Source organism: Mucilaginibacter xinganensis (assembly GCF_002257585.1).
In the GTDB taxonomy this organism is placed as follows: domain Bacteria; phylum Bacteroidota; class Bacteroidia; order Sphingobacteriales; family Sphingobacteriaceae; genus Mucilaginibacter; species Mucilaginibacter xinganensis.
The window spans coordinates 1,021,250-1,046,170 of the sequence record NZ_CP022743.1 but is presented as its reverse complement, the minus strand read 5'-3'; the positions used below and the strand labels follow the sequence as shown (position 1 = coordinate 1,046,170).

Sequence of the window (24,921 nt, the reverse complement as noted above, 5' to 3'; positions counted from 1 at the left end):
CAATTAAATATTGTAATTTTAATCCCTGATTAACCCCTCAATTAAAAGTGTTATGGCCGATCCAGCATCTTCTTCGTTACAGCCGAAAGATGTTCACATGGAAGATTCCCTTTTAAAAAAGATATTCCTTGAACATTTAAACTACATCTACTATGGCAAACAGCACCTTACAGACTTTTTTATAGAGGTGAAGGGAATTGCTACTTTAGAAGTTTTAAAACAAGCTATAGAAGAAGCGATTGAAGACACCAAAAGCCAGATAGGGCAAATGGACGAGATTTACACAGCGATAAAGGAGAAACCATCAAAAACCAACACACTTGGTATAAAAGCTTTAACGCTGGAGGCTTATTTAGCAACCATAAAGGAAGGCAAAACACCTATGGAACGCGATGTATTCATCCTTTTTTACCTGCAGCAAATAGAGGGGGTGGAGATCTCATACTTTAAGGTTTTGAAAAACCTGGCTAAAGCCATAGGCTACAACAACTCGTTTTTAGATCAGCCCTTTGATATTGCTGTTGAGAACAAGATCTTGTTTGAACAGATCTACAAGGAATATATCTCGTAGATTGAAGTTATTATCCAGGTTGCAGAAGTTATAGTTGTTAAAAGCAGCTTATCACGTTTATAACGCGTACAACTTTTCATAACTTTGTTTCGTGACCACACAACGCTATTTCATTGAACTTTCATACGACGGCACTAACTATCACGGCTGGCAAACGCAGCCAAACGCAGTTGCCGTTCAGGAAGTTTTAAACAAGGCACTATCCACAGTTTTACGGCAGCCAACCGAGACATTAGGCTGTGGCCGCACAGATGCCGGCGTACATGCTAAAGTGTTTTTTGCGCATTTTGATTTCGAGGCTATGAATCACGTACCATGGACCTTGAGAGAAACAAACACAATAATTAGGAGTTTAAATTCCATTCTCCCGAAAGATATCGCCATAAAAAGTATCTTCCCGGTTGCTCCGGAAGCTCATGCAAGATTTGATGCCACCTTGCGTAGTTATGAATACCTGATCCATTTTCATAAAGATCCCTTTAAAAATGGATACTCGTGGGAATTACGGGATGAGCCTGACCTGGATTTAATGAATGAAGCTGCCGCCATAATGATGGAATACAAAGATTTTAGTTGCTTCAGCAAATCAAACACGCAGGTAAAAACTAATAACTGCAAAATAACAAATGCCGAATGGATACTTAAAGATGGTGGAATAGCCTTCCACATTTCAGCCGACCGCTTTTTACGCAACATGGTTCGCGCCGTAGTAGGCACATTGCTAATGGTTGGCCGTAATGAAATTGAACCAGAGGCAGTACGTACCATCATTGAGAGCAAAAACCGCAGCAATGCAGGCATGTCAGTACCGGCAGGGGGACTTTATTTAACTGAGGTACGATATCCTTTTGTTGGTGAAAGGTAAAAGGATAAAGCAGAAAGGTAATTTTCAATATATAAATTTAAATTTGTCATTGTCCCAATCACTAATTCAATAAATCACTAATTCAATAAATGGCTGAAGTTACCGGGAAGGCACTTGATTGGAAACTGCTAAGGCGGGTAATGCATTATGTTAAGCCATATAATGTCACTTTTGTTATAGCTGCATTTTTAACTATCTTTTTGGCAGCCAGTGCGCTGATCCAACCCATTCTGATCCAAAAGACGCTGGATAATTATATATTAAAGGACAATTACAGCGGCTTAATTTTTATGGTGGAGCTGATGATAGGGCAGCTTGTTATCCAAACCGCAGCCCAATATTATCAAACTTACTTAACCAATTCGCTGGGCCAGTCTGTTATCCGCGATCTGCGGATCGACATTTTCAACCACATCACAAGTCTGCGGTTAAAATATTTCGACCGTACCCCAATTGGGATGCTGATTACCCGAACCGTTTCTGACCTGGAAACTATTGCTGATATCTTCTCTGAAGGGCTCATATCTATTATGGGCGACCTCCTGCTGGTGGTTGCAGTTATCGGCTTTATGATCTTTAAAGACTGGAAGCTGGCACTTATCACGCTGATCCCGATGCCTTTTTTATTCCTCTCTACTTACGTTTTTAAGGAAGCTATAAAATCATCTTTCCAGGAAGTACGTACTCAGGTAGCGCAATTGAATACGTTTCTGGCGGAACATATCTCAGGCATGAGCGTGATCCAGCTATTCGCCCGGGAAGACCAGGAGATGCGCAAATTTAAAGCCGTTAATATAAAATACAGGGATGCAAACATCCGCTCAAACTGGTACTACTCCATATTTTTTCCGGTAGTTGAAATCCTTTTTGCGTGCTGTATGGGCCTTATGGTTTGGTATGGTTGTAAAAGAATCCTGAGTGACCAGGAACTAAAAGCGCTTTCAGCCTCTCCGACTGGGGTAAGCCCAGGGACAATCCTTGAATTTATAGTTTATTTAAATATACTTTTCAGGCCCATCAGGCAGCTTGCTGATAAATTTAACACCCTGCAAATGGGGATGGTTGGTGCCGACAGGATCTTTAAAGTGTTGGACACCGACGAAGTAGCCGTTAACACCGGAACGCTGCGCCCTCCAGTATTAAAAGGTGAAATTGAATTTAAAAATGTTTGGTTTGCTTACAATGATGAAAACTGGGTTTTAAAAGACATCAGCTTTCATTTGCAACCGGGCAAAACGTTGGCATTGGTTGGTGCAACCGGCGCCGGTAAATCATCAACCATCAATATTCTGAACCGTTTTTATGAAATTGGCAAAGGAGAAGTTAAGGTTGATGGCACAGATATAAGGGAATATGATGTCGACTACCTGCGTTCGCACATTGCAACGGTAATACAGGACGTATTTTTATTTACAGATACCATTTCCAATAATATCAGTTTAAATAACCCGGCGATAACCCGCGAGCAGATTATCGCGGCAGCCAAAGACGTTGGCGCACATGAATTTATTGAACGCCTGCCGGGTGGTTATGATTATAACGTGATGGAACGGGGTGCTACCCTTTCTGCAGGGCAATCGCAATTAATTTCGTTCATCAGGGCTTTGGTGTATAACCCTACCATCCTCGTGCTGGATGAAGCGACCTCATCTGTTGACACAGAGACAGAGATCCTGATCCAAAACGCCATCAGCAAGCTTATGCAGGGCCGCACAGCCATTGTAATTGCTCACCGCTTGTCGACTATTCAAAATGCCGATAAGATTATTGTGCTTGACCATGGTGAGATTAAAGAAAGCGGAACGCACCAGGAACTACTACGCATAGAAAATGGCTACTACCGCAAACTATATGATTTGCAGTTCAATTCAGCGGGAATTGTTAAGTCTGCCGAGTAAACAGTTAGATACCTTTGGTCGGGGCTTTTTTTACAGACTCAACAGGCTGTTCATCCCTTTCGTGTTTTTTTGCAATCTCTCCGCTATGGGGTTCATCAGCGTTGTATTTTTTATCTTCTTTTCTCACTTTGCTTTTTCCACCTTTATCAACAGGCTTATCAGTTGATGAAGGTTTGTCTATTGCGTTTACTGGCTTTGTCATGAAGGAATAACAAGCGAATGGAGAACTTTGTTTAACTATTTATGTCATTGCGGGCGCAGCATGGCAACAGCAATGTACAGAGCGAATAGAAAGGTATGCCACTGGTATGTTCACACGTTTTCACTATACTGGTTAATTTTGTGTATCCGAGCCGTTGGCGCGTTCCATTTTTGCACACGGAACACCCGGAACAAAATGGAACATGCTGATTATCAGCACTTTTAATTTTATAAGCTAATAAATAAATGCAAGTAACTGATAATGAATATGTTTAATACTTATATCAAATTCGGGTTAACTGATAAAGCAAATACTGTATTTTACGTTGGCGTAACAAATAATATTCAAAGCTGCGCTGCCAATTACAAGGGAAAACAAAAAAGGCCTCTCTTTGCAGAGAAGCCCTTGAATATAAAGTCTTTATAAATTATTCAGCTGATAACGCTGCCGCGCCACTCACAATTTCCGTTAACTCGGTAGTGATGGCAGCCTGGCGAGCCTGGTTATAGGCCAGTTTAAGTGCCTTCAACAAATCACCGGCATTTTCGGTTGCTTTGTCCATTGCGGTCATACGTGCGCCGTGTTCAGAGGCGTTTGAGTCAAGCACCGCTTTATATACCTGTATTTTGATATTTTTAGGAATCAGCTCTTCAACAATAGCTTCCTGCGAAGGTTCAAATATGTAATCAACCTGTTCCTGGCTCAAATCCTTTTTGGCTTCTTCTTTTTTAGGCTCAGGCTTGGGAACCGGCAGCAACTGCTCAACAGTTAATATCTGCATGGCAGCATTTTTAAATTGGTTGTAAACCAACTCAACCCGGTCGTACTCACCTTTTAAAAATCCGTCCATAATACTTTGGGTAATTACAGATGTATTTTCAAAGTTCAGATCAAGGTACAAATCGTTATTGTTACCTATAACGTTGTATTTGCGCCTTTGATAAAACTCCTGGCTTTTTTTACCGATAGATACGATTGATACATTGCCGGCTCTTAACTGCTCACTGTATTTTTCGGCTATCAGGTTATTAGCTGTTTTTATAACGTTGGCGTTAAAAGCACCAGCCAAACCACGGTTTGATGAAACCACAACTATCAATACCTTATTTGGCTCGCGCTGCTGTAAAAATGGCGATGAACCATCTTCTATACTCGCAGACAAGTTTGCCAGCAGCTCTTTAAGCTTATTGGCATAAGGGCGTAACTGTACAATAGCGTTGGTAGCCCGTTTCAACTTAGCCGCCGAAACCATTTTCATGGCTTTGGTGATCTGCTGTGTTGAACTTACAGACTTAATCCTGTTTCTTACTTCTTTTAAATTAGCCATTCTTTTTGTGAGTGGTTATCAGTGGGTGGTGAGTTGTGAATGGTGAGTGGTAAATTTTTATATTTATTCACTGCTAACTATTCACCGCTCTCCACTCTCTATTCACTAAATTAATATTTTCCGCTCAGTTCCTTAGCAACTGTTTCAAGCACTCCTGTAATGGTATCATCAAACTTACCTGCTTTTAACGCAGCCAATGTTTCAGGATGACGCACTTCCAATTGGCTTGTAAATTCAGCCTCAAACTCACGGATCTTGTTAACCGGTACGTTACGCATCAGGTTTTTAGTACCCAGGTAAATTACAGCAACCTGTTTTTCAACAGTAACCGGAGAATACTGGCCTTGTTTAAGGATCTCAACGTTACGTGCACCTTTATCAAGTACTGTTTTAGTTGAAGCATCAAGGTCTGAACCGAATTTTGAGAAAGCCTCAAGTTCGCGGTATTGTGCCTGGTCAAGTTTCAAAGTACCGGCAACCTTCTTCATTGATTTGATCTGCGCGTTACCACCTACACGTGATACCGAGATACCTACGTTAATAGCCGGGCGAACACCTGCGTTGAATAAGTTAGATTCAAGGAAGATCTGACCATCAGTAATTGAGATTACGTTGGTTGGAATGTACGCTGATACGTCACCAGCCTGTGTTTCGATGATAGGCAATGCGGTTAATGAACCACCACCTTTTACGATACCGCGGATAGATTCAGGCAAATCATTCATCGCCTGGGCAATTGAATCATTTGAGTTGATCTTAGCGGCACGCTCTAATAAACGACTGTGCAGGTAAAATACGTCACCTGGATAAGCCTCACGGCCCGGTGGGCGACGCAATAATAACGATACTTCACGGTAAGCAACTGCTTGCTTCGACAAATCATCATAAATGATCAAAGCCGGGCGACCTGTATCGCGGAAGTATTCACCAATAGCGGCACCTGCAAACGGAGCAAAGAACTGCATGGTAGCAGAGTCTGATGCGTTAGCTGCAACAACTATTGAATAAGGCATAGCGCCTTTTTCTTCCAGGGTGCGTACAATGTTTGCAACCGTTGAAGCCTTTTGGCCGCAGGCAACATAAATACATATTACCGGTTTGCCGGCATCGTAAAATTCTTTTTGGTTGATGATGGTATCGATACAAACAGCAGTTTTACCTGTCTGGCGGTCACCGATTACCAGCTCACGTTGTCCGCGGCCGATAGGGATCATTGCGTCAATAGCTTTAATACCTGTTTGCAAAGGCTCAGTAACCGGCTGGCGATAAATAACACCAGGCGCTTTACGCTCCAAAGGCATTTCATAGGTTTCGCCTAAAATAGGTCCTTTACCATCAATAGGTGTACCCAATGTATCAACAACACGGCCAAGCATGCCTTCGCCTACATTGATAGAGGCGATCCTGTTAGTACGTTTAACGGTATCCCCTTCTTTGATATCGTCAGATTTACCTAACAATACCACACCCACGTTGTCTTCTTCAAGATTAAGTACGATACCCTGTAAACCAGTACCAAACTCAACCAGCTCACCCGATTGTACTTTTGTTAATCCATAAACGCGTGCAATACCATCACCCACCTGGAGTACGGTACCCACTTCTTCTAACTCAGATTCTGACTTGAAGCCTGCCAATTGCTGACGCAAAATTGCTGATACTTCGTCCGGTCTTACCTCTACCATTTTTAAATTTATTTTAGAGTTTTAGTTTTTAATTACTTACTGCCCTTGTGGCAAATTCTTTCTTTAATTTATGCAGATCGCTTGCTATACTGGTATCAATCTGCCTGTCGCCAACGGTTAATACAAATCCCCCTATCAGGTTAGCGTCAACCTTTGTTTCCAGTTTTACAGTTCCACCTGTTGCCGCTATTATATCGGCTATCATGGTTTGTTTATTGGCTTCAGACAATGCTGTTGCCGATACCACTGAAGCGTGAATGATATTGTTTTTGATATCATAAAGGTTCACATATTCTCCCGCTGTGGTATATAAAACCTCGCCGCGGCCTTTATTAACCATCAGCTTAAAAAACGCAAGCGTTACCTTGTTCACTTTCGAAGCAAAAATCTCTTCGAGTATTTTTACTTTTTTTGAATGTGATACGATTGGGTTAGCCAAAACCGCTCTTAATTCAGGATTTGCTTTCAGGGTGCGCAGGAAAAGTTCCATATCGCCCTTTACCGGCTCAACCAAATTTTGTTCCCGGGCAAGATCAATGATTGATTTTGCGTACCTGGCTGCTACTGTTAATTCTGACATATTTTCTTTCGGATTTCGGAAGTTTTCTTATTTCGGATGTCGGATGTTCGATTTCGGATTTATCTGAAATTTTGAACGCCCGGTTCTTGGTTTCTAAATTGTTTCGGAGGTTCAAATTTTCGTGTTCGAAATTTGAATTCCGGAATCAATTAACTAAGCTTTACGTCCCTTAAAAGATCCTTAACCAATTCGTCTTGTTTTTTCTGATCTTCAAATTGCTTGCGCAATACTTTTTCAGCAATCTCCAGTGAAAGTGATGCTACCTGATTTTTAATATCAGCCATAGCAATTGACTTCTGGTTGTTGATCTCGATGCGGGCAATTTCTATCTGGCGTGCGCCTTCTTTCTGTGCCGCTTCTTTAGCAGTATTGATGATCTGGTTCTTTACCTTGTTTGCGTCTGACAAAATAGCATCGCGCTCGGCACGTGCCTGCTTCAGCAGGTTTTCATTTTCGCTTGTTAAGCGGGCCATTTCTTCCTTTGCTGCTTCAGCCTGCAAAAGTGCTTTGGTTATAGTGTTTTCGCGTTCAGCCACAGCGCCCAAAATTGGCTTCCAGGCAAACTTGCGCAATAAGAACAATAATATAAGGAATGATATTGTTGTCCAGAAAACTAAACCTATCTCAGGTGTAACTAACTCCATATAAATACTTAATGTAATGTTAGACTATTCGTTCTAATAATTTCTTGAAAATATTCCCGGAGCCAACCGCTCCGGGATATTTTTGTTTTTTAGCCAATCATGGCAACAACCACCGCAAAAAGAGCAACACCTTCTACAAGTGCCGCAGCGATGATCATGTTTGTTTGAATTTTGGAAGCAGCTTCTGGCTGGCGGGCAATACCCTCAACAGCTTTACCACCGATTTGGCCAATACCGATACCTGCACCGATAACAGCTAAACCTGCACCAAGCGTTCCAATTTTACCTACTACTCCTGCTGCAACTACAGCTTGAGCAATGGTTCCGATCATTCCAATCATTGTTTGATAATTTATGTATATATAAATAATTAATTATTTGAACTATTAATGATGCTCCTGCACCGCCATACCTATAAACAGCGCCGAAAGCATGGTAAAAATGTATGCCTGTAAAAATGCCACCAACAACTCAATACAATCCATAAACACTACGAATACTACTGAAGCCGGCGATACTGCAAGCGTTTTGAAAATAAATATCAATGATATTAGGCTGAGTACAATAATGTGCCCCGCTGTAATGTTTGCAAACAAACGGATCATTAATGCGAAAGGCTTTGATATAATGCCAATCAACTCAACCGGCACCATGATGATATATAACCAAAGCGGAATATCGGGTGCAAAAATGTGTTTCCAGTAATATTTGTTACCGCTAAAATTAATAACCAGTAAGATGATAAATGAAAGCGTTAGCGTTACTGCTATATTACCGGTAAGGTTATAGGCGCCGGGGAAGAATGGCACCAAACCAAGCAGGTTGTTAATTAATATAAAAAAGAAAACGGTAAGCAGTAACGACATGTAGCGTACATACTTAATACCAATATTCGGGATAGCAACATCGTCGCGGATAAACAATATCAGCGGCTCCATAAAAGATTGCAATCCTTTTGGCGCTTTGCCCGACCGCTTTTTATATGAACCTGCTACCGTAAAGAAAATAATAAGTAATAATATCATTCCAAACCACATACTTGCTACGTTACGGGTTATTGAAAAATCATATACTTTTTTCGATTCGTCAACCTTACCGGCAGCGTCCGCAACCTTTACCTTGTCTTTTTCAAGCAGGTAGGTATAATTTTTACCTGTATAAGGCACTTCCTCGTGCTTTTCGTTAAAAAATTTACCTGACATAAAAACCTCAAGCCCTTTATCAGTATAAACTATTACCGGCAGCTGAATAGTTGCTTTACCAAAGGTATGCCATGAATGAGAATCACCAATGTGCTCAAAAATTGCCTCCTTCGGATCAAATGCTTTTCCGTTATCGGGTTCGGCCTTTTCCTGCCCAAAAACAAGGGCGGGAATTGCCCAGAAGGCTATAAAAACCGCGTAAATGCGTATTTGCTTGAAAATTTTTGAGTTCAAAATCGACCTTTTTTCCATTTAGAATGAACTTTTTTACTTTGAATTTTGGTTGCGCAAGGTACGTAACAAACCGTAAATTTCAAAGACAGTATTTAAGAAATATAAATACATGAAATCTGCCACAAAAAATAGCTTTTCAGGACGGCCTTTTTTAATGAATATTAATACGAAAATAAGGCACGCCAGCAATTTAAAAGTAGTGGCCCCTAAAAAGGCCTGGGCATACATTTCATTGTTTTTTTGTTGTACCGTTAAAACCACCACAAAAACAATTAACGTTAATGCTGAAATGAAAAAGAAGATCGTCCAAAAGCCGGGAACGAGCAGATATCCATCCTCAAAATATTTCAAATAAAGCGGCGGCAAGGCCAGCAGCATGGTGAATATCAAAAATGATATTATGGGTTTATAAATTCTCAATCTTTTAATGATTTAATAACAATATATATGGATAATAATACGCCAAGCAGGGATAATGCTGCGGTAAGCCATTTGGTGGTATGTTGTGCAGACTCGTCAAGCCTATAACCTGCATAGGTAAACACGCCGATTATGGCAATCATCTGGAAGGCAATGCCGGTAAACTTAGCATAATTGCTCATCCCCTTGTTACCATTTTGTTCATCTTTAGCCATGTGCAAATTTATTAAACCTATTGCATAATAGTTAGTAAATTAGCAAGGCTTTTATAACCATGTTTTACATTGAATCGATTTTATAAATTACAAGTATTAAAACAAGTTAACTTCCTGCTTTTTACGGTGGCAATCATTATAGCAGGATGTTCCCTTGAAAAAAAAAGCGGTTTTAACCGCACCATGCAAAACCTAACCGCTCACTACAATATTCTTTTTAACGCTAAAGAGATATTAAGGCAAAAGCAGGTTGGTTATGCTGCTTCATTTGTTGACAATTATAACGAGTTGTTAAGTGTATATCCGGATACCATTGCCCAGTCAGGAACCCCTGATAAAGATTTGGAAGAAGCCATTGTTAAAGCAAACAAAATAATAAACATAAAAGAGCAGAGCAATTACCAGGGCGATGCGTACCTGGTTTTGGGAAAAGCAAATTACCTGGAGGGGAATTATTTTAATGCTACGGAGTTTCTTAACTACGTGATCAAATCGTACCCAAAGCGGCCAGATCTTGTACAGGATGCGCTTACCTGGAAAGCCCGGGCACTGATGCACCTGAACGAACTACCGCAGGCTAAAATTGCAATTGACAGTGCCATTCAAAATATCGACCCTAAAAAAAATAAACAGCTTATTGCCGATATATATGCAACCAAGCTACAATATGACATCAGTGTGCAGGAATATACTGATGGCGAGGAAATGGCCAAAGATGCGATAAGCCATTGCAGCGATAAAATGCAGCGCCTGCGCCTTAATTATATTTTAGGCCAGTTGCAGGAACTTAACCAAAAGCCCGCCGACGCGATTAACAGCTACAGTAAAATTGCAAGCAGCAATGTTTCGTTTGAGATGGCCTTTAATGCCAGTTTGAACAGGATAAGGATTGAGGATGCCCGCGACGGAATTAAAACCGACCGGACGCAACGCCTGATGGCGCTTTTAAAAGAGCCAAATAACAAAGAATTTAAGGACCAGATCTATTTCCAGGCGGCTGAACTTCAGATGCGGGACAAAAACATTGACGGAGCTATAAAAAACTACAAGTTATCGGTTAGAAACAGTTTATCGAACCAAAACCAAAAAGGACTCTCCTATCTGCGGCTGGCCAATATCTACTTTAAAAACAAAGCTGACTACCTGACCTCGAAAAAATATTATGACAGCACACTAACCACGCTGCCCTTAAACTATCCCGGTTATCAAGCCATAAAAAAGACAAATGCTAACTTGCAATTGCTTGCAGATGGCTACCAAACCATTGCCCGCGAGGATACTTTGCAGGCCCTTGCCAAAATGGATGAGAAAGCCAGGAATGCCGTGATTGATAAAATGGTTAGCGACAAGATTCTGGAACAAGAGGCAGAAACTAAAGCCGCAACTGCAGCAGCTTCAGTTAACGAAAGCAATAACATATTGGATAATGGTGCCGACCTGCTTGATAACAACAGTGCGGGAAGCAATGCAGGCGCAAAAACGGGCAGGGTTGGCGCTAAATCTCTTTCATCATCGGGCAATTCTGGCGGCAGTTCATTTTATTTTTATAATACCAGCGCCATTAGCCAGGGCTACAGCGACTTTAAACGTAAATGGGGCAACCGGAAGCTGGAAGATGACTGGCGCCGCAGCAGCCGGTCAAACAGCGACATCACTGCCAATGCTGTAAATATCGCCAATACTGACCCTGACGCCCTAATTACCGGGCAGCCTGGTGCTAATCCTAAAACGCCAACAGCCGGTGGCTATCGTGCGGAACTAATAAAAGGATTACCCCTAACTCCTGAGTTGCTTTCAGCATCGAACATTAAGGTGTATCACGCTTACATAGATATTGCAAACTTTTACCGCGATATTTTGGGTGATAAAAAAGAGGCGGCCTCGATATATGAAACTATTCTGAGCCGTTTCCCTAATGACGCTAATAAGGCTTCCATTTATTATAACCTGTACAGGCTGTATGCCGACATCGACAAGGCGAAGTCTGATAATTATAAAAATATCCTCCTGAGAGACTATGCCAGTACGCCATTTGCTAAAATAATTTCAGATCCGGATTATGCCAAAAAGCTGGAGGATGAAAATGCAGAGTTTACACAAGCTTATAACAAGGTATTTGATCTTTACGCACAAAAAAAATACAGTGAGGTAATTGCAGGCGTACCACAGCTAATTAAGCAATACCCGGGTAATAAACTGTCGGCGCAGCTGTACTATCTTAAAACAATTGCAGAAGGGCATAATGAAAAGGTCGCTCCTTTTACTGATAGCCTGCAGCTGATAGCAAAGAACTTTCCTGATGATAAGCTGGTTACCCCATTGGTTAACCAGCAACTGGCGTACATAACCGCTAACCTTGCTGATTTGCAGGCCAGGCCGGCCATCCTGATAGATGACAACCCGCAGGAAATTCCTTTTACCCTTGACCGGGCTTTAAGGAAAGAAACGGCGTACCGTCCACAGGTAGATCCAAACACGATCAATCAGCCACAGGTTAGGATTGACAGGCCACAGCAAATAGCCATAGAAAAACCGAGGCAAACGCCTCAAATTACACCTGCCATATTACCGCCGGTTAAACAACCACAGGTAATTATAAAACAGGTCCCGCAACTGCCTGCCCCGGTGCAGCCTCCTGCCAGTCAGCCTGAAGTTATTGCGAAGCAGCCTGAACAGGCCAAACAGCCCGAAGTAATTGCGCAACAGCCCGCACCTGTTACACCTGTAACTACACCTCCGGTAAAGCAGGATACTTTACCGCCGCCAGTTAAACGCGATACTATTGCACAAACTGTACAACAAAATGTAGTTATAAAGGCAACTGCTGATGGCAGCGAGATAAAACCGGATGTTGTACTTTCTGTTTTCACTATGCATGATAGCACCAATTACTATTTTGCAGTAAATGTTAAAAGCGGAACAACTAATTTGGCATCGTCACGTTTTGGTTTTGGGCAATTTATAAGGGCTAACTATCCAGGCAAAGGGATTAAACACCAGCTGTTACCGGTGGGAGCTGATAACCAGGTAATATATGTTGGCAGATTTCCGTCATTGGCCGACGTAAAAAAATATGCCCGCGAGGTTGTGCCATTGCTGCCCGATATTATGAAGGTACCAAAGGATAAATACAGCTTTTTTATCATTTCGCAGGAAAATCTGAATAAATTAGCCGACGCAAAACTATTGGATAGTTATTTGGATTATTATCAAAAAAACTTCTAACTTATTATGATCATTAAACTGGCACAACAGGATATACGAAGGTATAACTGGTATATATGGAAAACCGTTATCGCTTTTTTAGCACTTTTTGTTTTGATGCTGGTAGTAACTTATTTTGGTTTATTTGGCCAGCTGCCTTCATTCCGCGCTATTGAAAATCCCAAGAGCGCCCAGGCGTCGGAAGTGCTTGCCGCTGATAAAACAGTTTTAGGCACCTACTATGTACAAAACCGGTCAAGTGTAAATTACTCACAGCTGTCGCCAAACGTGGTAAATGCTTTGGTAGCCACCGAGGACGTTCGTTTTTACGAGCACTCCGGCATTGATTTTCAGCGTTTGCCGGGCATTGTATTCTTTACGCTGATAGGCAAAAAACAGGGAGCCAGCACCATTACCCAGCAATTGGCAAAAAACCTTTTTTCGGGCCAGATCTCGCATAACCCCTTTGTTCGTTTTACTCAAAAATTGAAAGAATGGATAATTGCCATACAGCTGGAGCGCAGGTACACTAAACAGGAAATAGTTACCATGTACCTAAATACGGTTGATTTTGGTGCTTACAATACATTCGGGATAAAATCCGCCGCACGTACTTATTTTAATGTTACGCCTGATAAACTTACACCTGATCAGGCTGCAATGCTGGTGGGAATGCTCAAGGGAACGGCCGTTTATTCACCTATCCGACATCCGGACAGGGCCTTAAATCGCCGGAACCTTATTTTGGGACTAATGGAAGGCCAGGGATTTTTAAGCAGCGGGCAATTAGCCGAACTGAAAGAAAAACCTTTAGGCCTTAACTTTACCCAAATTACCCATAATGACGGGCCTGCTCCTTATTTCAGGGCGGTATTAAAACAGGAGATCCAAAAAATATTTAAAGATCAAAATATTACCAAATCTGATGGCACCCCTTACGATCTTGACCGCGAAGGGTTAAAAATATATACGACCATTGATGCGACCATGCAACAATACGCCGAGCAGGCACAGCGTGATTACATGCCCACCCTGCAAAAAGAGTTTAATGCACAGTGGAAAGGTGTTAACAGGGCAAAGAGCATTAAAAATTACAAATTAATACTTGACCAGGGGATGTTCAGGTCTGACCGGTACAAGGAGTTACAGCTGCAGGGGAAATCTGAAGAAGAGATCAGGCAAAATTTTGATACACCTGACAGTTTAGAGCTTTTTACATGGAAGGGCAATATTGATACGGTAATGAAACCCATTGATTCTATTGTGTACAGTAAAATGATGCTCCGCAACTCCTTAATGAGCATGGACCCTACCACAGGCTATGTAAAAGCATGGGTAGGCGGCACCAACTTTGAGCATTTTAAATATGACCAGGTAAAATACGGAACCAGGCAGGTTGGTTCAACTGCCAAGCCATTTACTTATTCGGTGGCTATTGAAAACGGATTTTCGCCTTGTCAGGAGGTAGATAACGTACCTGTTACTATAACCGGATATGGCTCTGCTCCATGGACACCTAAGCAATCGGCATCAGATTGGCTACAAGGTTCTATAACACTTAAAAAGGCGCTGGGCTGGTCGCAGAACTATGTTGCAGCGTATGTAATGAATGAGGTTAAGCCCATCCCGGTAATGGAACTGATAAAAAAAATGGGGATAACCAGCGACGTACCGCCATATCCGTCAATCTGCCTTGGAACTTTCAATGCATCAGTTTTTGATATGACGGGAGCTTACTCGGTATTCGCCAACCACGGCACATGGACGGAACCTACTTATATATTACGTATTGAAGATAGAAACGGTAACGTGATATATACCCATACCCCGAAGGTTGTACAGGCTATGGACGCCCAAACCGCGTATGTAATGACTTATATGTTAAAAGGTGTAATTGAGGATGGTACAGGTTCAAGATTAATCCGCACGTACGGCTTTCATAATCCTGTTGGGGGCAAAACAGGCACCACACAGGATAACTCCGACGGCTGGTTCATGGGCATTACCCCTCAATTGGTTACCGGTGTATGGACAGGTTGTGAAGACCGCGATATCCATTTCCGCTCCACAAGGTTGGGCGAAGGCGCTAATTCGGCCCTGCCAATTTTTGCCGGCTTTATGAAACGCGTTTACGATAACCCTGCCCTGGGCATAAAAAGAAATGTTGACTTTGATGCACCAAAAGGCGGAGTGAGTATTGTAATGGATTGTAATGCCTACAAACAGCAGCAACAAGGAACCGCTGAGGTAGATAAGAAATTAGGATTCTGATTTTATAGGTTGCATATTGTTGACCATGAGCTTTAGAAGCGTTTAAAGCGTTGTAAGTATTTCCTATCAATAACTAATGACTAAAGAGTTTGATTACAGGGCTATATTAAAAAACATCCCCCACAAGCCGGGCATTTACCAATTTTGGGATGATGAAAAGGAACTGATATATATCGGTAAAGCCAAAGACCTGCGCAACCGGGTTACCAGCTATTTTAATAAGGATAGCCATGTAAACGCAAAAACAAGGGTACTGGTATCAAAAATAAGGAATATAACTTTCACCATTGTTGATACCGAAGTTGATGCCTGGCTGCTGGAAAACAGCCTGATCAAAAAGCACCAGCCGCGTTATAATGTGATGCTGAAGGATGATAAAACCTACCCCTGGATCATTATTAAAAACGAGCATTTTCCACGTATTTTTTATACCCGTCGCATTGTTCGTGATGGCTCAAAATATCTTGGGCCTTATGCCTCGGTAAGTATGATGCATAACATCCTCGGGCTGATAAAGGAAACCTTCTCTTTGCGCACGTGCAACCTGCCGCTCACCAAAGAGAACATCGCTAAAGGAAAGTTCAAAGTTTGCCTGGAGTACCAATTGGGCAATTGCAAAGGCCCTTGCCAGGATTACCAGACTGAAGAGGATTATGACCACAGCATTGAAGAGATTACTGATATTTTGAATGGCAAAATCGGCGCTGTGCTTCGCAACCTCAGGGCTGACATGGAAAAGGCTGTAAGCGACATGAATTATGAACAGGCCCATCGCCTGAAAAGAAAATTCGAGTTGCTGGATAACTACCAAAGTAAATCAACGGTTGTAAATTCATCCATCACAGATGTGGATGTTTTCAGCATTGCATCCGAAGAAAAATATGCCTTTGTTAATTATTTAAAGGTGATGAACGGCACCATCATCCAAACACAAACCATTGAGCTTAAAAAACGGCTGGATGAAAGTGATGAAGAGCTGTTAACATTGGCCATATCAGAATTCAGGACCCGGTATGAAAGCCACTCAAAAGAAATCATTGTACCTTTTGATATTGACCTGGATGATGATAAGATAAAATTCACGGTACCCAAACTGGGCGAAAAAAGGAAATTACTTGATCTTTCGCAGAAGAACGTTCATTTCTTTAAAAGGGACAAGATGGATCAGTATGAAAAACTGAACCCGGAGATAAGAACCGAAAGGCTGCTTACCCAAATGATGAAGGACCTGCGAATGAACCAGCTGCCCAGACATATCGAATGCTTTGACAACTCCAATTTCCAGGGTAAGTACCCGGTATCGGCAATTGTGGTGTTTAAGGATGCCAAACCGTCAAAGAAAGATTACCGCCACTTTAATGTTAAAACGGTTGAGGGCCCCGATGATTTTGCCACGATGGAAGAAGCCGTTCACCGCCGCTACCGCCGCATGCTTGATGAAGGCACAGAGCTTCCACAGCTAATCGTTATTGACGGTGGCAAAGGGCAGCTTTCATCCGCACTAAAAAGCCTTAAACTGCTTGGTATTGATAAGCAGGTAACGATTATAGGCATTGCCAAACGATTGGAGGAGCTTTATTACCCCGGTGACCAATACCCATTGTATCTCGACAAAAAATCAGAGACCCTTAAGGTAATTCAGCAGCTAAGGGATGAGGCACACCGTTTCGGTATCACCTTTCACCGTAAAAAACGCGATAAAGGCACACTGGTAACCGAACTTGAGCTGATTGATGGTATTGGCAAAACAACTGCCGAAAAACTGCTTAAGTACTTTAAGTCGGTAAAGAAAATACGCATCGCAACCGAAGTTGAGTTACAGGAGGTGGTCAATATGAAACTGGCTAAGGCAATAATTTCTTATTTTTCAGTTAGCGATCAGAAGTTAGAGACCGGAGATTAGATTAAAAAACTTTGCTTCGTTCAATGCCTCTGGTTTCGGGCAGCGTAAAACAAAAGAGGCCATGCAAATTTGCATGGCCCTTCATATATTTTACAGAACTAATCTCTGTTCTCTAATTACTAACATTAATACTGCCACAAAGTAAGTTCCCAGTCCATTAGGGTTTTCTTCATTCGTTCCGCCTCGTACAATCGGTCTATACCGCTGGCATAATCCTTTATCCGTTCATCCTTGTCGTTTGATTCTTTGACGATGTAACTGGTGAAGATCCTTTTTACAAAAGCGTCATCAAAACTCAAGCCCGTAGCGTCGCTGTTGCGGCTTACCACTTCTTTGGTGGCTAATATATGCCTTGCTTCAGGAAAATAAACCCAAAATGCCGGTTGATAGTCTTCGTTATTAGCGATTTTCACTTTAATCATTGGGGCAATACCAACAATACGCGGTTCAAAAATAGAACGCTGGCGGTCAAACACCCAATCTTCTTTAATGCGGAATTTGATTACACTGTCCGGATTAAACTCACCTGCCTGTACAGTAGATCCTACCTTGTTACCATTGGCATCAAACTTATCAACCACACTGCTGTCGGCCATTTTACTGCGGGCTTTTCCCTGTGCCAAAGGCACACTAAAGCTATCGCCTCCCGGGTCATCTTTTGTTGAGATCGGATCATACGCGGTTAGTTCGCCGGCATCAATCGCATTCAGCAAAACATCTATTAAACGTTGCTTTGGCGATACCAGGTAGGCATTCATTTTTTCGCGAAGGTCAATTTCACGCCACACCCTTTTTGCAAAAGCTACGTCAGATTCTCTTAAATTAGGATATGGGGTTACTTTTGCGCTTAAAATGTTGGTCTTTTTAAAATAGCCATCAAGGGGTCTTTCAAAAGGCTTTACCGGCCCTGCCTTTTTAGTAGTATCAATACCCGTTGGTTTTGCACTTGTAGCAGCGTTAGGGCTAAATGTTGCGGGTTGTTGCTGCTGCGCTGTTTGCGCAGGTGCTGTAGCTTTTTTCTTGCGCTTTCTCTGTGCATAAGATGAGATGCAAGCTAAACAAAGTAAAACAACTAAAATCCTTGTTTTCATAATTCTTTTAATTAGCGGTTAATACAATCGGGTCAAGACCACGTTGTGTACCATCCGGGCCAACGGCAATAATCTCTTTAAATACAACAGTTGTGCCTGGTGTAACACTGTTCATTGCAGAACGCATAGCGCCTGATAGTTCGCCACCATTTGCTGTATATGATACAACATCCTGGCGAGGTTTAGCAATCATTAAAGTAAAACGGGTTACGTTAAATTTAGCATCAAAATCAAAGCCCTCAAGTTTAGCAAAAAGCCTGTCCTGCGCCCTTATGTTAGCAGCACTTGTGTTTCCACCGCTTTTTCCGGCAAACATAGGTTTTGGATCAGGGATCCGTTTAACACGGAATAAAGAACTGCCTAAAACTGATGATTTACCCGGTGCTAATTCGCCCGAAACAGTAATGGTGGCCTCGCCTATTGAGCTTACAGTAGCCACATAGTGTCCGTTTGAACCGCTTAAGCTTCCGCCCGAAATACTAACTTTAAGTTTTTCCTTTGGAATGCCTGGTGCAGAAACCGAAACTGGGTTTGGAACACCAATATACAATACATTCATCTTATCAGGCGATACCACCGCCGAAGGGCGGGCTACCATGTAAGTTTGTGCCGGTGTTGTGTATGTTTTAACGGTTCCGTCAGTTTGCTTCACGTTGATGGTCGCCGTCCAGGTATGCTGGCCCTCACTGCTTGTGCTGCCAATGTATTTACCTTTACCTGATTCAGTTGGTAATGAAGATCCACCAACTGTAATGCTTGGAGATAGTTTCGAATCATAAGCGGTAAGAAATACTTCGGCAGTGTAAGGCTGCCCTACCAGCACATAGCTTGTTGGCGCTACAGCTACGGCGGCAAACTGATCAAGATTTACCTGGGCCTGATCGACTTCACCTAAAATCTTCTTAACTACTTCGTTTTCTGCGTTTTTATTGTCGGTTTGTATTTTCGCAAGCGTTGTCATGGCCGCGCCTAAGGGAATTCCTTCCCCAAAGTAAGCGTCTTCCCAGGTCTTTGCGGGCCCTTGTCCTGCGGTTGCAGGAGGATCTTCAGCGGCAAGAGAAAAATTCACACCGGCTCTTTCTTTCTCATCTTTTAGTAAAGCAAGTAAGCCCGCACGTGTTTCATTAATTTTTTGACGCAATTCTTCGCCTTTTTTTCCGGCTATCATGGTATGTGGTGAAACATCCAGGTTATCCCGTGCATCAACATCATTCGTAGTAGTATTTATACCACCGCCTGCTGTAGTTAATTCATCTCTTAACGCTTGTATATAATCATTTAAGCTTTTTGACAATGCTGACGCCTTTTTCGCCCGGTCATATATAGGCTGAGCGCGGTCATGCTGTTCCTTAAGCTTACTTTGAAAAGCGTTATATGTATCGTTGATTCCTTTGTCTACGTTTGATGTCGACGTATCTAAGCTATTCTTTATATTTTTGAATGCGTCCAATAAACTATCCGGTACACTAAGAGCCACAAGGCCCAAAAGTACCAGGTAAAGTATTCCCATCATTCGTTGTCTTGGGGTTTGCTTACCTCCAGCCATTTGTCGTAAATGTTATGTTTTAATTAAATAAAAATAGTACCCTTAATTAACACGTGGCTGATTCATTGCTGAAAGCATATTGCCGTATATTGAATTTAATGTTGACAGGTTTTTAGCTAATTTATTAACCTCATCCTTAAACTGTTTCGAATCGCTTGCCGATGCATTAAAATCCTGGATAGTTGAAGACATCTCCTGGTAAAACTTATTCATCGATTTTAAATGATTGCTTGAGTCCTGTAATTCCAACTCGTAAACAGCATTTAAGGCGGTTAAATTTTTAGCCATTTTGTTGATCTGCTCATGGTATGATTTTGAATCAACATTTGAGTTCGCCATCTCAGCCAAATTTGCAGAGGCTTTTTCAAACGAAGCACTTAAATTATCATAACTTGAGGTGGCCTGCTTAATTTTATTGGTGAAAGCAATAGTTGCATCACCAGCGTCAGTAACTCGTGATATAGAGTTTACCTTATCGCCAAATGTTCTTAAGCCGCTTGCAAGGCTGTTGATCAACTCAGGGCCAATTTTTGCTTCGCTTAACATCGCATCTAAAGCAGCAGTGTTTGAAAAGCTGTCCCCCTGTGGTATGGCCTTTTTAACGGCGGCTTTTGGCAATTCGCCATCATAATCCTCGTCAAGTTCCGGATAGGCACGCCTCCAGTCAATTTCCTTCTCTTCTCTTTGGAATCCTAAAAGGAAGAATAAAATGGCCTCAGCCGATAATCCTCCTGCAATAAACCAGGTAGCCCCGGGCCAGTGCAATATTTTAAACATCAGGCCCACAATAACCACTGTTGCGCCCCATGATACGATATTATTAATTCCGTAAGGTTGTTTCTTCCCAGCCATAGTAATTTGAAAAAGATTAAATGTTATTTTTTATTTGGTTTTTGTGTGTATTATCGTTTGTCCCTGATGTCACGACCAAGGTAAGAGGTTACGCAGCGGAAACCGATGTATGATTTTGCGGTGTCCTGGTATTCATAAGTGCGTGTTGAGTTTTGAAGAAAATAACCGATGTCTTTCCATGACCCACCCCGAACAACTTTGCGTTTCAGTACTTCAGGATCGCTGGCCTTAGCTTCATAATTAAATGTTGGTGCTAAATCATGTACGAATGTTGATGCAGATTCGTCAAAGGCTGACATGGTCCACTCCGCTACGTTGCCGGCCATGTTATACAGTCCATAATCATTGGGAAAGTACGATTTAACATTTACGGTGTAAGCTCCGCCATCATCTGTATAATTACCCCTGCCCGGCTTGAAGTTAGCCAGCAAACAACCTTTTGCATTTTTGGCATAGGGGCCGCCCCAAGGATAATCTGTGCCTATTCTTCCGCCGCGTGATGCGTATTCAAACTGCGCTTCATTAGGAAGTTCATAACGGGCACGGTGAGCAAGTTTTCTTGAATCTTTATACGCTTCGTTGTAGCGTGTGCGCCATACTGTAAATGCACGTGCCTGGCGCCAGGTAACACCTACCACCGGGTAATTACGGAATGCAGGATGCGAAAAATACGCTTCGGTCATTGGCTCGTTGGCAGCATAGGAAAAATCGCTTAGCCAAACAAGCGTGTCAGGGTAAACCGGCACGGTGTCACGCAAGATGAAATCTGAACGTTTTTTTGATTTATCGTGATGATATTCTGCAGCATTACGCAAAACCATCAAAGCATAATTATATTTAAGCAAGCGCACATCTAACTCGTCCCGGTCAAAAACCCGGTCATCACCCTGGTAGTACATACCCTGAAGCTTGGCAGCGTTGGCTGCGCTTGCCTTACCCTTTTTATTGCTCATAACCGGGTATTTTTTCACATAGTCCCAGTTAATATATTTTTTACCGCTTGGGTTTACAGAAGCACCTTTACCCGGCTTAAGATAGTATTTATCGTCGTTAATATAATTGGTGATAGCTATCGAGTCACGTACCCAGTTAACAAACTGGTGATATTGACTGTTTGAAATTTCGGTTTGATCCATAAAGAATGGAGCCAGTGTAACCTGTTTGGTTTGAGCGATTTGAGAAAAAGTAACATCCTGATCTGTTTGCCCCATCAGGAACGAACCACCCGGAATGTAAACCATGCCGTAGGGAACCTCTGCACGGAAAGAGCGTTGAGGAACCCCCGTCAACTCGCCCCTGTCACCCCCTTTGCCGCAGCCGCTTAAAACCCCAACTGCCAGAATCCCTAGTAAAAAGTATAATTGTTTCATCTTAAAATTTCAATGTTAGCTATATAAATATAACACAATGTAACCCCCGAATATATTAATTTTGACGGATTATATTGCAAAAAACATTTTTTATCAGTCAAACCTATTCTATTTATAGTTCAAATAGCATAAACTAACAGCTAACAAAAGCATTATTATAATTAATTAGTTAAATGCAATTATGCTAATTAGTTTACATTTTTACGTGAATTTCAAGAAAATAGTTGCAGCAAGTTTTAATTTATTGCGCCAAGTTAAACAAATAATAAAACATTTTAACTAAGTAACTGATTAAGTGTAAGCTATACACTCAAATTTACCGGATCAATAATCAATTACCCGACATTGTAAACATTCAATTTTTTTGCACGCTTAATAAATTTGGCCGGTATTTTCCAATAATCAAGCTAATAAACAAAAAACGCCCCAACTTTAGGAGCGTTTTTATCACAGATCAATTTTACCAGTTATTTATTAACTTGTTTAACATATTGTTCAATGGCCATGGTCATGGAAGGAGCACCTGGCGTAGGAGCCGGGATATCCATAATAAGACCTGCCTCCAACACAGCCTTATGTGTGGTAGCGCCAAAGGCAGCTATCCGGGTGTTGTTTTGCTTAAAATCAGGGAAGTTTTTATAGAGCGATTGGATGCTGGATGGACTAAAAAAAGCTATCACATCATAAAACACTTCTGCCAGATCCGAAAGATCGCTGCAGACAGTACGGAACAGCACGGCTGGCGTAAAATTATAGCCATTCTCAAGCAAAAACTTTTGAGTCTCTTCTGCCGCCACATCTGAACATGGGTAAAGAAACTTCTCGCCTGAGTGTTTTTTCAACACCTCTGCCAGATCTGAAGCCGTTTGCTTGCCAAAAAAGATCTTTCTCTTGCGGTACTGAATATATTTTTGAAGATATAAAGCAATAGTTTCCGACAAGCAGAAATATTTCATCTCAACGGGCACATCAAAACGCATCTCCTCACAAATACGGAAGAAGTGATCTGCCGAGTTACGACTCGTGAAAATTACTGCGGTAAAATCTGCCAGGTTAATTTTTTCTTTACGAAAATCTTTTGCCGGCACCCCCTCTACGTGAATAAATGATCGGAAATCAATTTTCAGGTTAAGCTTTTTAGCAAGCTCCGCGTACGGGTTTTTATCGTTTTCTGGCTTAGGCAAAGTAACTAAAATGCTTTTTACCTTTTTCTTTCTCTCTTCCAAATTCAATTAGTATAACTGCAAAAATTATATATTCAGTGCCTTTATTAATATCAAAATCGGGCAAATTTCGAGGGCACAAAGATAGATAAATAAATAAAATTTATGAAATCGAATGTTAGAAATGATATTTACACTATTCCGAAGGTACTGCCAGGCAAATATTATAGCTATTGATACCAGTGTAAAATTTAACAACAGGTGTATGTACCTGTTTGCAATTAAGCTGAAGCAAATTGCCACCGATAGCAAAACAAAAGCAATACTAAAATAAGTAAGGTTTAAAATTGCGATATATTCACTCACCACTTTGTTAGCTTCAAAAACAAAACCGATAAATTTCAAGATCAAAAATTTAAGCGCAAACATGACAGCTATAATTACAGACAGGGCAATAAACAGCTGGAAACCCGTAATTGAATAATAGAAGCCATTAAAAACAGCCAGCTGGTATAAAACCAGGCCGGATGACAGGCTAAACAATAAAAACAGGCCTACAAAAGCCCAAAAGTTAATCATCCCTCCCTCCTTATCCAACTGTGTTTGTTTGCTATAGAATGACCGAAATACCATTTTAAGGTCCTGGCCTAAAAAAAGATTGAGCAAAGCGGTGTAGAGCAACAATGCCATTATGGTTGCAATAAGCCATGCACTGCGGTAAGGGCGAACATCCCCGGTGCGCAACTGCCTGTCAGACTTTAAAGGGACATTTAGAAAGGAATTAAAATCGGCAAACGGATTTTTATCCATTGATTTTAAAAACTGATTTTCCCGCAACGAGTCAGGCTTTAACCAGATCATCGCCAATGAATCGGCTACAAACTGTTCGCGCTTTTCTTTGGCTATAGCGGCCGTATCAGCCAATGGGAGATACGCCAGGTGTTGATGAGCTACTTTTAAATTACTATCTTTTTTTGCAGGCACTGAATCAGTCTGGGCAATCGCGTCCAGGCAACAAACAGAAACTAAAAGAAAGCAAAAAACAATAAACCTCATTTTAACAAACACCCGCTTTGGTAAAGGCGCAAAATTACCTTAATAATTGATTGTTTTGTAGTTGAACAATTAATTTTGTGTTAAATGAATTACCAGCCTTGGATTTATGGTTTTTAAACGCTGCAAATAAACCAGGCACTATTTAGACAGGCTGGTAAGTGCCTGGTTTAAATTTGCCCGCTGAAAGGTTGCCGTTTTTCCTATGAATTTGAGATGCCAGTACCCCGTAAGATATAAAATCCCGTCTTTTGAAAGGCGCAAACATGAATTCCATTCTTTCCCGCTCCTGCAATCATAAACGAGGCCATCTTCCCAGCAACCGGTATTTTTATTGTAAACAAGATCCCTTAAAACGTCCATCCCTATCAACTTTCTCTTTCTTAAAGTTGTGTCGGGGTTTTTATAATCAGTAAACATTTTTTCGGGATAGTTTGGCCTGTCCAAATCGCTGAACCAAACTATCCTACCCTTGTACTCCCGGCCATATTTATATACCTCTACCACCAGGTTCTTCTTTTCCGAGATCCATCTCCCGGTAATTTTATCACCCTCTGAATTCTGTGCCAAAGCCACTGCGCAATAAAAAAACAACATCCCGGCAATTAACAATCCTCTTTTCATC

The 24,921-nt window shown here is 41.6% G+C and carries 22 protein-coding genes; 6 read left to right on the top strand and 16 right to left on the bottom strand.

Going from position 1 to position 24,921, the window contains the following annotated elements; genetic code table 11:
* The first annotated feature begins 52 nt into the window (after positions 1–52).
* From MuYL_RS04590 to MuYL_RS04580, 3 genes are all read left to right on the top strand, one after another.
* A complete protein-coding gene (locus MuYL_RS04590; protein ID WP_094569408.1) occupies positions 53–571 on the top strand; it encodes a DUF892 family protein in 519 nt (172 codons plus the stop codon).
* Between the two features lie 91 nt (positions 572–662).
* Positions 663–1,436 (top strand): tRNA pseudouridine(38-40) synthase TruA, encoded by a 774-nt coding sequence (truA, locus tag MuYL_RS04585; RefSeq protein ID WP_094569407.1) that lies wholly within the window; start codon positions 663–665, stop codon positions 1,434–1,436.
* A gap of 89 nt (positions 1,437–1,525) precedes the next feature.
* The gene (locus MuYL_RS04580; RefSeq protein ID WP_094569406.1) at positions 1,526–3,334 is read left to right on the top strand and encodes an ABC transporter ATP-binding protein; all 1,809 of its coding nucleotides are present in this window, start codon (positions 1,526–1,528) and stop codon (positions 3,332–3,334) included.
* Between the two features lie 4 nt (positions 3,335–3,338).
* Here the strand turns inward: MuYL_RS04580 and MuYL_RS04575 are convergent, their stop codons facing one another.
* The 9 genes from MuYL_RS04575 to MuYL_RS04535 form a co-directional block, all read right to left on the bottom strand.
* The gene (locus MuYL_RS04575) at positions 3,339–3,536 is read right to left on the bottom strand and encodes a hypothetical protein (RefSeq protein WP_094569405.1); all 198 of its coding nucleotides are present in this window, start codon (positions 3,534–3,536) and stop codon (positions 3,339–3,341) included.
* Between the two features lie 427 nt (positions 3,537–3,963).
* On the bottom strand, positions 3,964–4,863 hold the full coding sequence (gene atpG, locus MuYL_RS04570; protein ID WP_094569404.1) for an ATP synthase F1 subunit gamma: 900 nt from the start codon (positions 4,861–4,863) through the stop codon (positions 3,964–3,966).
* 110 nt (positions 4,864–4,973) lie between these two features.
* Complete coding sequence (gene atpA, locus MuYL_RS04565; RefSeq protein ID WP_094569403.1) at positions 4,974–6,548, bottom strand: F0F1 ATP synthase subunit alpha; 1,575 nt, start codon at positions 6,546–6,548, stop codon at positions 4,974–4,976.
* Between the two features lie 28 nt (positions 6,549–6,576).
* The gene (atpH, locus tag MuYL_RS04560) at positions 6,577–7,128 is read right to left on the bottom strand and encodes an ATP synthase F1 subunit delta (RefSeq protein ID WP_094569402.1); all 552 of its coding nucleotides are present in this window, start codon (positions 7,126–7,128) and stop codon (positions 6,577–6,579) included.
* A gap of 149 nt (positions 7,129–7,277) precedes the next feature.
* Positions 7,278–7,772: a F0F1 ATP synthase subunit B gene (locus MuYL_RS04555; RefSeq protein WP_094569401.1), complete on the bottom strand. Its 495-nt coding sequence runs from the start codon at positions 7,770–7,772 to the stop codon at positions 7,278–7,280.
* An 89-nt stretch (positions 7,773–7,861) separates the two neighbouring features.
* A complete protein-coding gene (gene atpE, locus MuYL_RS04550) occupies positions 7,862–8,104 on the bottom strand; it encodes an ATP synthase F0 subunit C (RefSeq protein ID WP_094572849.1) in 243 nt (80 codons plus the stop codon).
* A gap of 54 nt (positions 8,105–8,158) precedes the next feature.
* Complete coding sequence (gene atpB, locus MuYL_RS04545; protein ID WP_094569400.1) at positions 8,159–9,226, bottom strand: F0F1 ATP synthase subunit A; 1,068 nt, start codon at positions 9,224–9,226, stop codon at positions 8,159–8,161.
* A 15-nt stretch (positions 9,227–9,241) separates the two neighbouring features.
* Positions 9,242–9,628, bottom strand: a complete 387-nt coding sequence (locus tag MuYL_RS04540) for a hypothetical protein (RefSeq protein ID WP_157740599.1) — start codon at positions 9,626–9,628, stop codon at positions 9,242–9,244.
* The gene (locus tag MuYL_RS04535) at positions 9,625–9,843 is read right to left on the bottom strand and encodes an AtpZ/AtpI family protein (protein ID WP_094569398.1); all 219 of its coding nucleotides are present in this window, start codon (positions 9,841–9,843) and stop codon (positions 9,625–9,627) included. The genes MuYL_RS04540 and MuYL_RS04535 overlap by 4 nt, the downstream gene beginning before the upstream one ends.
* A 126-nt stretch (positions 9,844–9,969) precedes the next feature.
* On the opposite strand from MuYL_RS04535, the gene porW reads away from it, so the two are divergent.
* The 3 genes from porW (at position 9,970) to uvrC (ending at position 17,221) form a co-directional block, all read left to right on the top strand.
* Complete coding sequence (porW, locus tag MuYL_RS04530; RefSeq protein ID WP_449406599.1) at positions 9,970–13,068, top strand: type IX secretion system periplasmic lipoprotein PorW/SprE; 3,099 nt, start codon at positions 9,970–9,972, stop codon at positions 13,066–13,068.
* 6 nt (positions 13,069–13,074) lie between these two features.
* Positions 13,075–15,318 (top strand): transglycosylase domain-containing protein, encoded by a 2,244-nt coding sequence (locus tag MuYL_RS04525; RefSeq protein WP_094569396.1) that lies wholly within the window; start codon positions 13,075–13,077, stop codon positions 15,316–15,318.
* 76 nt (positions 15,319–15,394) lie between these two features.
* Positions 15,395–17,221, top strand: coding sequence for an excinuclease ABC subunit UvrC (gene uvrC, locus MuYL_RS04520; RefSeq protein WP_094569395.1), 1,827 nt, complete (start codon positions 15,395–15,397; stop codon positions 17,219–17,221).
* Between the two features lie 125 nt (positions 17,222–17,346).
* Here the strand turns inward: uvrC and porN are convergent, their stop codons facing one another.
* The 7 genes from porN to MuYL_RS04485 form a co-directional block, all read right to left on the bottom strand.
* Complete coding sequence (porN, locus tag MuYL_RS04515) at positions 17,347–18,312, bottom strand: type IX secretion system ring subunit PorN/GldN (protein ID WP_094569394.1); 966 nt, start codon at positions 18,310–18,312, stop codon at positions 17,347–17,349.
* A 7-nt stretch (positions 18,313–18,319) separates the two neighbouring features.
* Complete coding sequence (gene porM, locus MuYL_RS04510; RefSeq protein ID WP_094569393.1) at positions 18,320–19,858, bottom strand: type IX secretion system motor protein PorM/GldM; 1,539 nt, start codon at positions 19,856–19,858, stop codon at positions 18,320–18,322.
* A gap of 42 nt (positions 19,859–19,900) precedes the next feature.
* Positions 19,901–20,710 (bottom strand): type IX secretion system motor protein PorL/GldL, encoded by an 810-nt coding sequence (gene porL / locus MuYL_RS04505; protein ID WP_094569392.1) that lies wholly within the window; start codon positions 20,708–20,710, stop codon positions 19,901–19,903.
* A 50-nt stretch (positions 20,711–20,760) separates the two neighbouring features.
* On the bottom strand, positions 20,761–22,080 hold the full coding sequence (porK, locus tag MuYL_RS04500; RefSeq protein WP_094569391.1) for a T9SS ring complex lipoprotein PorK/GldK: 1,320 nt from the start codon (positions 22,078–22,080) through the stop codon (positions 20,761–20,763).
* Positions 22,081–22,547: 467 nt separating this feature from the next.
* Positions 22,548–23,306 carry a uroporphyrinogen-III synthase gene (locus tag MuYL_RS04495; RefSeq protein ID WP_094569390.1) on the bottom strand — a complete coding sequence of 253 codons (759 nt, stop codon included), beginning with the start codon at positions 23,304–23,306 and terminating at the stop codon, positions 22,548–22,550.
* A gap of 24 nt (positions 23,307–23,330) precedes the next feature.
* Positions 23,331–24,299 (bottom strand): DUF4271 domain-containing protein, encoded by a 969-nt coding sequence (locus MuYL_RS04490; RefSeq protein WP_094569389.1) that lies wholly within the window; start codon positions 24,297–24,299, stop codon positions 23,331–23,333.
* 138 nt (positions 24,300–24,437) lie between these two features.
* Positions 24,438–24,920, bottom strand: a complete 483-nt coding sequence (locus MuYL_RS04485; RefSeq protein WP_094569388.1) for a DUF2147 domain-containing protein — start codon at positions 24,918–24,920, stop codon at positions 24,438–24,440.
* Position 24,921 lies beyond the last annotated feature (1 nt).